We start from the raw sequence: 11,266 nt of genomic DNA, 5'->3' as shown, positions 1-11,266 counted from the left end.
CGGTGGGGATAGTTGTGTATAAGCGCATGGGGTTAGTTCTCCCTATTCGTGCGACGCCCTATCTGTTTGGCTATAGCACTCTTTCGGTAATCGGCATCGGCGCCCGTATTGCCTCCGGGCCGTAATCGATGGTCACCAGTACCGACCGCACCGACCGGCCGGTTGGCCATCGCTCGCGGGAATTCTCGCCGGCTAATCCGCCTGCGGGCACCGTGATGCAACTTACCCTATAGATACAGTCTGGCGTACTGGACGGGTCTCTGATACGGCAGCGGGCTTGTCATTTTTGTTAAGGCAGCCGAGACCAGGGCGGGTGACAGTTCGACCCGCCGCAAGTCCCAGTCGCTTGTCACTCTTTCTCCATCCAGTACACGCCTTCGTTTTTGGACTCATTATAATTTCTTAAAGGCTCAGCTACAGTTGTGGCGTGCAACGTGCCACGAATCGTATGAAACTTTCCGGTTCCACCCGTAAGCGTGGTGTTGCCTACCATGGTCCGCCGCCCATTTAGCTGCCCGGCCGCCCCCTGTGCCGTGCCCTCATACTTCCCAAAAATCTTGTCGCCATTCTCAAGAACGTACACCACATACCCCAAAACTCGACCATCGGAGCCAACGAGGTCGGTCTGACCACGAGTCATTGATTCTTTTGCCGGCACACCTGCAAACACGGGAGGGTCTTTGGGAAAGGTACGATGGATTTCGAACATGCGAATTTGATGTCCGGGGGTGTCTGGCAGGTCAATAGTATGCTGCTCGGTGTACCTGGTGTGCTCGTTGTGAGTCTGAAATGAAATCATGTGCTTCTGCTGTATGGGTACTTGCGGTACCGGTACCTGTGCCCATGCCGTGCTTGCTGTAGCTCCCAAAATCGTCGAGCCGGTAACAGCCAACATGAGAAAGAAGGCCCGCCTGCGGGCGCGATTCGACTCGTTCATAGCTACTCTCCGTTTCATGCAAGTTTGCAGAGCTGAAGCAAATGGAGTTTGGACTGTCGTCCGTCGCCCCTCGTGGAAACCTAGTTACCCACAGCCGCGTAGCCGGCATAGTCCACGAGTGTGCATCGGAACGAAACATCTACATGCAGTACTCTCGAGCGGTTCAGCTTGCCACAAGGAAGGGAGTCGCACCATCATCTAAATGGATGAGCAGCGTTACTTCAGGCATATTTTCGGCATGCGCCATTACTTGCCAGTCCCGGCCGAGAATGTCAATTTATTTAAATCTGATATAACACAAACTAAATTAAATATGCACACCCATAGCCCAGAGCTATTCGCTGTCCTGGGACAAGCAAAGTGCTCCACCAATCTTGAGCACTTCACACCCCACTTTTGGTTATGTGGCTTGAGCTCAGCCGAGCGCAGGAAGCCAGGCATACGAATCCGCCGATGGCCTCCATATAGCACGGCCGCCCCAATCCTCTCCACATAAACGCATTTACCCAAGGAAAATCATTGATAATATTGCAAATTTCGCCATAGACTACGGTTATAGCTGCGCGCATGCTCAGCATGACCTACTAAGGCAACGCTTATCAACGCACTCAGCGCAGACATGAGCCTCTGCGTAAGCCCCGGGGAACCAATGAGGAGTAAATTATGAACAAGATATTGTTGAATTTTGCGCTCGTTGCCTTGATGGCCGTGTATTACCCCGCCTGCCTAGGCCAGCATACCAGGAACAAACCACAACATCGCTCAAGCGAGCAGCCAAGCTCCGCGCGGACCTCTATGCCAACGAGCGATTCCGACAAAAAGGAAAGCTGAGACTGCGGCGGGAGCCGAACGAGAAAAGAGCAGCGCTCCCAGCACAACGGGTGGGGGGACAACCGCTCCAACTTTGGAGGGGGCTAAGCGATATCTGGTGCCTGAGAACAAGTAGGCGTGCGGCCAATCGCTCGGTGCCCACGAGGCGTCCGATGCATTAGTACGCTCATGCATCCGCATAGAACGGGCTGGCACGAGAATGGCGGACGATAGGGCTGCGTCGCACTTGCTTTCCACAAGGCATCAGCGTCCGCTGTCTATAATGACGGCGTTCTGAGACATGTAAGCGGTCTCTACCCGGCACACATTCCCAGCTATCGCTGCACCTTCGATTACGCCCAAAGCAGTAGCTTTTCGACCTCGATGCATCTCGCTGTCGACGCACCAGATTCCCACTAAATTCCCTGGCTGTGCCCGTTGGCTCGTCGTCGCCGAGGTCGCCAGATTTGGTGCCGCCCGTCCCGCCCGACTGTCATCTTTCGGCCTCTGCGTTGCCAAATGAGGCTGCGGCGTACGAATTTATAACTTCTGATGCAAACCATTTTTAATTCCAGCGAGTTGCCACCTCAGTACGGATGTTCCCCGGCAGTGAATATTCGCTTCTACGCTCGAGCCTCATGATTGCAGGTAACTTTCTGCGCTGTCGAGCACCGTTGACGACGCGCCGGCAATCTACCTCAAATGAGGCAAACAAATCTAACGACCACTGTCGCGGAAATGAAACCTATTTGTCATCGGCGCAACGCTCTCTGCACCTAGTCCTTACCGCTGGCGCCATCCCTTCGACAGGGCGTTGTTGCATTAATCGAATCTGAAGACAAAATGGCCCCCGTGATCCGAAAATCAGGCAATGCGGACGGACTGCGGGCGTGCAAGAGCCGCCATGCGGTTGAGCACGCCCACGCGGATCGCCACCTCGGTTGCTTGCGAGCCGATGCAGCGCGCCCACAGGCGATTGCCCGTGAGCGTCTTGAGCCGATACATCAGGTTCTCGACCAGCGAGCGGCGGTGGTAGCCGCAGGCCTTCTTCCATTCCCCTCGCCCGTTTCGCGCAATGGCGTCAATGGCTTCGTTGCGCCACTGCGCGCCAGGCGTTCTCTCAGACCAAGGCGCAGCCCCTTCGCGCGGAGGGATCGACGGTTGCGCGCCGCGGGCCTCGATTTGAGCGTGGCACTGCCTCGTGTCATACGGGCCGTCACCGCCGACGGTTCCGATGGGCACGTCTGCGGGGATCTGATCGAGCAGGTCGGGCAACACGTCGGCATCGGGAACATCCTGGTGAGTCATCAGTGCCGCGCATACCTGGCCGGTCTTCGCGTCCAGAGCCAGATGCACCTTGCGCCAGGTGCGCCGCTTCGAATAGCCGTGTTTGCGCACTTTCCATTCGCCTTCGCCGTACAGCTTCACGCCGGTGCTGTCCACCAGCAGGTGCATCGGTTCGCCGCTGTGCGAGGCGGGCAACTTCACCTCAAGCTCCTGCGCGCGGCGGCTCAACGTCGTGTAGTTGGGTACCGGCAGGTCGGGAAAAGCGAGCTCGCGCAGGCTACGCGCGAAGCCCTGAAGGGCCCGCAGAGGCAGATGGAAGACTTGCTTGAGCCCGAGCAGCAGCTGAATCGCTGCGTCCGGGTAGACGTGCGGCCGCCCCCGCCTGGGCGCGCCGCCCTGGGGCGCCGTGTTCAGTACGCTCTGGTCAATCCACATCGTCACGTCGCCCCTGGCAATCAAGCCAGCGTTGTACTGCGCCCAGTTCCTGACGCGATAGACGCCTTTGGGCTCGCTTCGCTTGTGTACATCCTTGCGCATCTTCTCGGGAAAAAAATGGAGAATCTACGCAAGTCCGCGAAGAGTTAACAGAGGTACCACCCTAGCTGTTGCGCGTAGACGTCAGCACGCGCGGCAGCCGGATTTATGCAACAACACCCTTCGACAGACTCGGTAACGGGAGAATTTTTTTGCACGTTTTCCTTTTCTTTATTATGCTGACCAGCGTGCAGTGATGATGCATTGCAAACGGACTCTTGAATCAGGGTCTGATGGCAGTATCAGCCACTCGGATTATGAATTCCTTCCGTTAAGGAACGTCTATAGATACGCCACAACAATAAAAAGTTTGCCATTCAATTTCTGGCGTTCCTAATTCAGATTTATAGCCTTTTGTTTTTCGGCTATCGGAACATGTCTACATTTTTTCTGAGCCAGGCTGGCCAGCATTTCTTCTCCACTTTGGAAGCCGGGGTAATCGCTTCGTGACGATGCACATGCACCGGCATCGCAGTGAACGACACCACTAACTACGCCGTTTGGACTGACCGTCGTAATAGGACAAGTATCTTCGACGACAACAACGACGTGTTCGGCAGCCGCGTCATCGCCGGCGGCGGTACGCCCTGACCTAATCTACCCGGCGTATTACGGCTCATCGAGTTCTCCTCGAATGAGTCGTAGTGGTGAATAAATTGTCCGTGCAGAGCCGCCTAAAGTCGCTTTTACCAAAGAACTTGGCGGTTCTGCGAAGGCCATTCCAGATTATTTGCTTCACTTTCTGGGAATTTCCGATGTCAGTAGATAAACGTCAGAAGGAGATGGAAATGCTTAAAGCAAGAATGTCGTCAATTCAAAGAACGTGGGCGTGGTGCCTGTCTGTCGTGCTCAGTCTGGGACTGGCCGCGTGCGGCGGCGGCGACAACGCGTCAACAAAAGTACCCAGAGAAGCCGCCGAGATTACCGCAGTCGCCGCGATGACGCCGCTCCCTGCCCTGCTTTAAATAGCCTATGAACGCGTCTCGCCCGGCGCAGTGAGATGTGATGAGTGACGCGTTTCTCACAAACTGGATATCGTGGCGTTTCTGTGCAGCTCGCTAACGCCGAGCCGCAATTTAAGACCGGGCAATAATCGTTATTAAAAGTCCATCGGTATTGCGAATATTGCGCTTCCCGATGTATTCAAAATTGATACGTTTTTTGTTAACTGAACGTATGTGCTATTTTTTAAATCTGCAAAATCATTTAATAATCAATGAATTGCTGTTCGTGGCCCGTATGTTGCTCGCGTCATTGCAGGACGCATCCAGGGGCGCTGGTGTAGTTCGGCCGAGCGTAGCGCCAATATGCGCACGCCGCAAGTACAGTAACTCGCACATCCCGGCTGTGGACTCTACTTCATGATGCATTTGCCGCCGGCAAATGCTCCGTGTTCTAATCACGGCGCCCCCTTCAGCGACCTAGCATCCGGTGCTTGAAAAGGAGCCACTCATGAACGTTAAACGCCTTTTTTCCTCACGGTCAGTGACGCGATTTGCCTTTAGCATCACGACGTTGTGTATCACCGGCGTCACTCTTGCCGAATCTGCGGTTACACCTGAGCAACACTTTCCTACTGGCTACCTGGAATCTGTCGCCCACGGCTATGAAGACAGTCAAGGTGCACCAACATTACCAACTAATGACACACAAGCACCCCCTGCGCTCACGCCAGAAAAACCGCAGAAAACAGGACCTAGCCTTCTGAAAGGAGCGTCCTTCCTTGTGGCGCCAGAGACTCCACCTTCTTCTCCGGACAAGAAGAAGCAGAAGTGACAACGGAATACCTCGCCGAGGAAGCGCTCCGCGCTGAGGTCCAAGCTTCACGGGAGTTCCGCAACGCTGCACAAAGCTCAGCGCTATGCATGCATTGCGAGCTCAAGTGGGCAGCAAGACGAGACGAACACGTGAATGCCCTAGTCTCGCTTAGTGGCCCTGTAGGCGCTTGTTGCTAGAAGAAATACCAGTGCGACAGGCTATCTGTGTCCCGACCGCAGATGGGGCGGTGTTACTGCCCTTTTGCTCCCGAGGTTGCCGGCCGGTGCGAGCCGGTAGATACTGAGCACGGGTAACTTGCGAGGGTTGCCCGACTTCTTCGTGGACGTTTGGCCCTTGGTCTTCCCGGCCAAGGGCTTCCTTTTTGTTCGGTGCTTGCTTGCCGGTATGTGGCCGAGGCGGGCTACCGACGTTGCCACGGTAACCTTGCGAGAGTCTTGAGCAGCCCCACGACGCTGATGTCCTCGTCGATGGCGTCCCAATGCAGCCCAGTCGCCGAAATGCGAACAGCTTGACGTTGTTCCGGAGTGACTTTCGCAAGTTGGGGAAGCCACGCCAGCGGAACGCGAAGGCTCCGGCCGTCTGAAAGGTCCAAGGTAGAGCTCGCCTCATCACAGTGCACCGCTACTGCGCAGGGGTCCATCGTATTGCTCCAAAGGCGAATGTGGCCAGAAAATCAAACTCCTTCGATGACACGATATCACCCTCTCCACCGCTGAAAATCTATCGGAAACACTGCCCTGTGCAGCCAATGCCACCCTGCGCGATTTGGAATCAGGGAGAGCATCGTTCTATGCGCCGTGCGCGAGACCACGAGGTTTCAACGAAACGTGGGCCAGGGCAGTAGGAGGGATTTCCCGGATTTTCACTCGAATGGCCTTCCCCTTACACTCACGGCCCTCATCGTTACCTTCGTTAGAGCTACATAGGGTGCGCGTTGGTCCAAAAAAAGACCCGCGTCGCCGGAAGCTGGTGATGCGGGTGGTAGCAGGACTACATCGCCAGTATATTAGGAATTAAAAATTCTTAATCTGAGAATTAAACAGACTTTTCCGGCTTATCTCTTGGCCATTGCGGTCTTCACCGCCGATGGCATGGTAGGCGGCCTGCAAGTCCCCACAATGCAGCGCTAAGGTTAATCCGCACCTCGGTGATATTAGTCTTATTCGGCACTTACTTGACACCAAGTTGTCATCTGGGTTCAGTTAAATGCGCGAGCGGTCACTGCGGCGTCATCTGCGAGTTCATCACCGCTGCTGGCTTGCAACACTCTGGCATGTCTGCCACAACAAAAAAGAACGCCCGTTCGCAAGACACCGCCAAGCGAAACCAGGCATAGCAAATTTGAAGGTCAATATGCATCAAGCTCTCGTTTCTCCCATGACCACCAACGACGCGTCGCTACCTGGCGCTCGCAGTGGGAGAAGGACTTGCCGGACTGTCTCGGCCAGCATCGAGGCCCTGCGCCACGAAGCGGCAAGGCTGCGGGCAACTGCTCAGGCAAAGATGACGCTAGCCGGCACTTGTGCCACGCTCCATAATCCTACTGACTTGCTGCAGCAGGCCGCGATTCTCGACAGAGGTGCTGACGTGCTGACGTGCTGACGTGCTGACGCGGACCAACTGGAATTGAATTAGTTCGCTTTCTCCTTTCTCGAATTAGCATGTGCGGGGCGTTGTTGCATAAATGACGGCTCTGCCACGGCGAGCGGCGCAGGCTCAGCTTGCTGCCCCCCTGTTAACTTTCGGCGAAACTGGGTAGATTCTCGACTTTTGCCGAGAAGATGCGCAAAGACGAAGGTAAGCCGAGCGAACCCAAAGGGGTCTATCGCGTCAAGAACTGGAAGGCCTACAACGCTGGCTTGATCGCGAGGGGTGATGTGACGATGTGGATCGAAGACAGCGCGCTTGCAACGGCGGCTGATGCAGGTCAACCTAAGCGCGGCAGGCCGTGTGCCTACTCGGATGCCACGATCCAGATGCTGCTGACGGTCAAGCAGGTCTATCGGTTGCCACTGCGTGCGCTTCAGGGTTTCGCCCAGAGCTTGTGTCGCCTGGCATTCCCGACGTTGCCGGTGCCCAATTACACGACACTGAGCCGCCGCGCACAAGACTTGGCGGTCGTGCTGCCGGTGGTTAGCAGCGGTGAGCCGCTGCACCTGGTGGTCGACAGCACGGGTGTGAAACTGTTCGGTGAAGGCGAATGGAAGGTGCGCAAGCACGGCTATTCGAAGCGGCGCAGTTGGCGCAAGGTGCATCTGGGATTGGACGTCAAAACGGGGCAGGTGCGCGCAGCCTTGATGACGCATCGGGATGTGGATGATGCCAGCGTGTTGCCCGATTTGCTGGATCAGATTCCAGCCGACGAGGACATTGAAGTCCTCGGTGGCGACGGCGCTTACGACACGAAAGCGGGCCATGCGGCGATCGCCGCGCGTGGTGCCGAACCTTCGATTCCGCCTCGTGAAGGCGCAACGCATTGGCCGGCCGGCACGCCGGGGGCGGGCTGGCGCAATGGTGTGATCGACGCCATTGCCCGGAGCAGCAGGCAGGAATGGAAAAAGCAAAGTGGCTACCATCGACGGTCGTTGGTGGAGAACCTCATGTATCGATATAAGACCCTGACGGGCGAGAGATTCTGGGCTCGCGGCATCGGTGCGCAGGATACCGAAATTGCTATTCGCGTTGGCATTGTCAACCGCATGGCGGTGCTGGCTCGCCCCCAGTCCGTCCGCGTTGCCTGATGCTCCGGGGAAAGGGGTTATCTCGCCCCCAACCTCGATTTATGCAACAACGCCATGTGCGGTAGCGAGCAGTGGCTCGATTTCCAGCCTGAACGACCCCATGGCGTTTCCACTGGTAAACCCTAGACCACCTTGGCTACAAGGTATTCCTCGGATATGCTAGCTGACCCGATGACTGTGCTGCAATCGGCGGCAAGATGCTGAGGTTGGAGTAGCAAGTCTGGATTGGAATTTTCTCTGCATGCGGTATGCATGCGTTGCTTCGAGGATGAAATGGCGACTGGCATTGTGAAGTGGTTCAACAACGAAAAAGGCTTTTGATTCATTACGCCGGACGGCGGTGGTGCGGATTTGTTTGCACACCACACGGAAATCCAGGGTACGGGATACCGGTCTCTGGATGAAGGTGCCAAGGTGGAATTCGAGTCAAGGCAAGGTCCCAAAGGCTTGCAAGCATCGCAGATTCGCAAGCTGTAGTCGCCGTTGCACCTACGCAGTCGAGATGGAAGAAAGGCCCTTCGCAGTGACGACGGGCTTTTTTATTTCCGGCAACACTTTCCCGCATCAGGGCATCCACACGGGTCAGCGGCCAACCGCAACCGATACACCAATCGCGGCAATGCAAATAATGGTGGGACAACCTTCCCCAGCCACCAAAACCCGTACAAAACCCAATACCCCGAACCGGACTCATTCATCACAATGAGTGCTTTAGAACAAGCTTACCTTGACCTGAGCATTAGGGACAGTTGCCCCGACCACGACCGCGCTCGTGAAACGGTGGCGAAATGGCACCTAAATTGCGTGACCCAGATAAGGAAATCCGCTCTCACTTGGGAGAATCTTCGTGCTGATAGTCATGGTGTTGCTGGTACTTGCGTTTTCCCTTCGCGCCCTATACCTGCAGATTCACGTCGCACGCACAGAGTTGGTTCGAAGCGAGGAGAAAGGGATGCTCACCTATGAGGTCCGGCGGCGTGTTGGCATGGAAAGGCTTCCCTCGCATATTTCCGAGTACCCCGTGCCCCGAGAGGTGCGAATCCGTGTCCTGCGGTTCGCCGGCGTGGTGCTATGGCGGAAGGAACTCCATATTGCCTTGCCTGGTGAGTCCTGCAGGCGCCTTGGGGATATCCCAGCCCACGAAACTGATGGCCGCTTCCCCATTTGGTTGCAACTCGGTCCGTACTAAACTGGCTACGCCGCATTCGCTCTCTGCCGGTTTAAGGCGGAGGGCTGCGACAGGATGTGGGCTTACGGCTGGGGTATCACGAACGATATCGGACGGTGTGATAATGCCCTGTTGGGGACGCTCGGAACGAGCTCTCCAAGCTACAATGCCTCGCACCAGATAGGCACAGTGGCGCAAAGGTAGTGCATGTAGAGAAGCCCTTCGACACTGTGAAGGGCCTTGTTGTTTCCGGCACGCCCCTTCCCCTGCTTCCGACTCGACATTGGGAATGGCCGATGACTCCGTCCAGCGCGCTTTTGCTGGCCTGACTTTGCTGCAAATCTTCCCCAGCCACCCTGCGGAGCAATCGCGAGAACGAGAGCGATAACAGCCTTAGTTGTGGTCTGCGCGACGTTGCAATGATGCCCGGGTCAATGGTGCCCGGGTCAATGGTGCCCGGGCAAACCAGCTTACTGAAGATGCTGCCCACCATTGATGGCGATGTTCGCCCCGGTCAAGAAAGCGGCTTCACGGGAACACAAGTACGCGACCAACGCAGCGACTTCTTCGGGCTCACCCAGACGGCCAACTGGGATTTGTGGAATAACCTTGGTGTCCAGAATCCCCTGGGTATAGCCATCACCATCTTCGTGGCGATGAATCCCGGCGAAACGGTGTTGACGGTCACACCACTCTTCGCGACCTCGAGCGCCAACGACTTCGTGAATCCATGCATGCCTGCCTTGGCGGCCGCATAGTTGGTTTGGCCGAAGCCGCCTTTGGAGCCGATGACGGATGACACATTGATGATGCGTCCCCAGCCGCGCTTGACCATGTCATCGCATACCGGCTTCGTCATATTGAAGACCGAATCGAGATTGGTCCGCATAACCGCATCCCAATCGACCTTCTCCAACTTCTTGAAGCTCGCATCCCGCGTAATCCCCGCGTTGTTAATCAGAATGTCGACCGGACCTATTTCCGCTCGAATCTGCTCAACACACTGCTTGCACGACTCATAGTCGGCAACGTCGACGGGATAAGCTGAAAACTGATGCCCTTCCTTGACCATCCGTTCCAACCAACTTGCGACGCCAGCATTGCTAGGCGAATGCGTCACGACCACCGTATAGCCTGCATCGTGTAGTTTGGTACTGATGGCCTCGCCCAATCCACCCATACCTCCCGTTACTACCGCAATTCTCTTCGTCATGATTCCGCTCCTCAATACGTTTGCGCGTCGCCCTCAGCTCGGCCGGGCGTGCCGACGGCATGTCACAAGACTTGATTTCTCCGCAGCACCGTGATTTTGGGAGCTGCGGAGTCCATCGTGAGTTACTGCTTAGCTGCCCGGGATGTCTGCGCAGCCCGATGCTGCACGGCCTTAGCGCTCGCATCCGCAGCGGCATTGAAACTGTTCTCGGCTACTTGCGCCGCTTGTTGCGCCGTTGACTGCATGGACTCGTATAAGGTATTGGTTGCATTGATTGCGGTTTGCACGGCAGCCAACACCGCACCCGCACCGGAGCCTGCAGGCCCGGCACTCCCAACGCTTTCCACGAGGTTCTGGACGCCACGCTTGCCGGCCTCGTAGTGAGCCTCGGCAACCTTGTCGAACTCGGCCCGCGTAGAAGCCGCGATACCGATAAAATCATGACGATATGACATAGCTCTTGCTGCCACCGATTGCAGTAGCTCGATTTGCAACGCCACCAGTTCCTGTGGGTCCTTGACTGACAAGGCCCTCTGCATGCCTTCGCTTGTCTCTGCCAGCGTCGACCTCATGGTTTGGAGATTCAGTTCAAGCAAGCTCACAAAGCCTTCGAAGGCTTTGTTGGTCAGACCCATCAAGGTTTCAAGGCTCGCCTTCTGCACGTTCACAATTTGCTCGGGGGAAAACTGATTCATCTTGCAACTCCTTCATGCGACTCCACCCCTTGCATCATTCGATGGCGGCAATGCGAGGTGGATTCTGGTTAGAGCTAGAGTTGAAAGTGGTGTACGGGCGGG

At 56.1% G+C, this 11,266-nt stretch carries 9 protein-coding genes and 1 pseudogene; 4 read left to right on the top strand and 6 right to left on the bottom strand.

What is annotated here, in order from left to right; translation table 11 throughout:
• Positions 1 to 349: 349 nt before the first annotated feature.
• Together CF70_RS11010 and CF70_RS11005 are read right to left on the bottom strand one after the other, a co-directional pair.
• Positions 350 to 937, bottom strand: coding sequence for a hypothetical protein (locus CF70_RS11010; RefSeq protein ID WP_035864134.1), 588 nt, complete (start codon positions 935 to 937; stop codon positions 350 to 352).
• 1,674 nt (positions 938 to 2,611) lie between these two features.
• Entirely contained in the window at positions 2,612 to 3,571 is a 960-nt protein-coding gene (locus CF70_RS11005) for an IS5 family transposase (RefSeq protein ID WP_035864132.1), read from the bottom strand.
• Between the two features lie 644 nt (positions 3,572 to 4,215).
• Here CF70_RS11005 and CF70_RS35855 point away from each other — a divergent pair.
• Both CF70_RS35855 and CF70_RS35850 read left to right on the top strand, forming a co-directional pair.
• A complete protein-coding gene (locus CF70_RS35855) occupies positions 4,216 to 4,533 on the top strand; it encodes a hypothetical protein (protein ID WP_152561772.1) in 318 nt (105 codons plus the stop codon).
• Positions 4,534 to 5,020: 487 nt separating this feature from the next.
• A complete protein-coding gene (locus CF70_RS35850) occupies positions 5,021 to 5,344 on the top strand; it encodes a hypothetical protein (protein ID WP_152561771.1) in 324 nt (107 codons plus the stop codon).
• 403 nt (positions 5,345 to 5,747) lie between these two features.
• Here CF70_RS35850 and CF70_RS34755 read toward each other — a convergent pair whose 3' ends face one another.
• Both CF70_RS34755 and CF70_RS36570 read right to left on the bottom strand, forming a co-directional pair.
• Complete coding sequence (locus CF70_RS34755) at positions 5,748 to 5,987, bottom strand: DUF2442 domain-containing protein (protein WP_081862124.1); 240 nt, start codon at positions 5,985 to 5,987, stop codon at positions 5,748 to 5,750.
• A 578-nt stretch (positions 5,988 to 6,565) separates the two neighbouring features.
• A complete protein-coding gene (locus CF70_RS36570) occupies positions 6,566 to 6,706 on the bottom strand; it encodes a hypothetical protein (protein ID WP_160172252.1) in 141 nt (46 codons plus the stop codon).
• A 422-nt stretch (positions 6,707 to 7,128) separates the two neighbouring features.
• On the opposite strand from CF70_RS36570, the gene CF70_RS11000 reads away from it, so the two are divergent.
• Positions 7,129 to 8,088 carry an IS5 family transposase gene (locus tag CF70_RS11000; RefSeq protein ID WP_035864129.1) on the top strand — a complete coding sequence of 320 codons (960 nt, stop codon included), beginning with the start codon at positions 7,129 to 7,131 and terminating at the stop codon, positions 8,086 to 8,088.
• 324 nt (positions 8,089 to 8,412) lie between these two features.
• The gene (locus tag CF70_RS34750) at positions 8,413 to 8,565 is read left to right on the top strand and encodes a cold-shock protein (RefSeq protein WP_235184991.1); all 153 of its coding nucleotides are present in this window, start codon (positions 8,413 to 8,415) and stop codon (positions 8,563 to 8,565) included.
• Positions 8,566 to 9,726: 1,161 nt separating this feature from the next.
• Here CF70_RS34750 and phbB read toward each other — a convergent pair.
• Together phbB and CF70_RS10985 are read right to left on the bottom strand one after the other, a co-directional pair.
• Positions 9,727 to 10,469: pseudogene (gene phbB / locus CF70_RS10990) on the bottom strand (acetoacetyl-CoA reductase).
• Between the two features lie 122 nt (positions 10,470 to 10,591).
• Positions 10,592 to 11,164 carry a phasin family protein gene (locus CF70_RS10985; protein ID WP_035864124.1) on the bottom strand — a complete coding sequence of 191 codons (573 nt, stop codon included), beginning with the start codon at positions 11,162 to 11,164 and terminating at the stop codon, positions 10,592 to 10,594.
• Between the last annotated feature and the right edge of the window lie 102 nt (positions 11,165 to 11,266).

Source organism: Cupriavidus sp. SK-3, assembly GCF_000611145.1.
Lineage (GTDB): Bacteria > Pseudomonadota > Gammaproteobacteria > Burkholderiales > Burkholderiaceae > Cupriavidus.
Note: the sequence above shows the minus strand (reverse complement) of the source record. Positions and strands in the feature narration are given on the sequence as shown.

What these genes read in the sequence shown, in the direction of transcription:
- CF70_RS11010 (WP_035864134.1), bottom strand. Translation starts at nt 937, where the DNA reads ATGAACGAGTCGAATCGCGCCCGCAGGCGGGCCTTCTTTCTCATGTTG.
- CF70_RS11005 (WP_035864132.1), bottom strand. Translation starts at nt 3,571, where the DNA reads ATGCGCAAGGATGTACACAAGCGAAGCGAGCCCAAAGGCGTCTATCGC.
- CF70_RS35850 (WP_152561771.1), top strand. Translation starts at nt 5,021, where the DNA reads ATGAACGTTAAACGCCTTTTTTCCTCACGGTCAGTGACGCGATTTGCC.
- CF70_RS34755 (WP_081862124.1), bottom strand. Translation starts at nt 5,987, where the DNA reads ATGGACCCCTGCGCAGTAGCGGTGCACTGTGATGAGGCGAGCTCTACC.
- CF70_RS36570 (WP_160172252.1), bottom strand. Translation starts at nt 6,706, where the DNA reads ATGCATATTGACCTTCAAATTTGCTATGCCTGGTTTCGCTTGGCGGTG.
- CF70_RS11000 (WP_035864129.1), top strand. Translation starts at nt 7,129, where the DNA reads ATGCGCAAAGACGAAGGTAAGCCGAGCGAACCCAAAGGGGTCTATCGC.
- CF70_RS10985 (WP_035864124.1), bottom strand. Translation starts at nt 11,164, where the DNA reads ATGAATCAGTTTTCCCCCGAGCAAATTGTGAACGTGCAGAAGGCGAGC.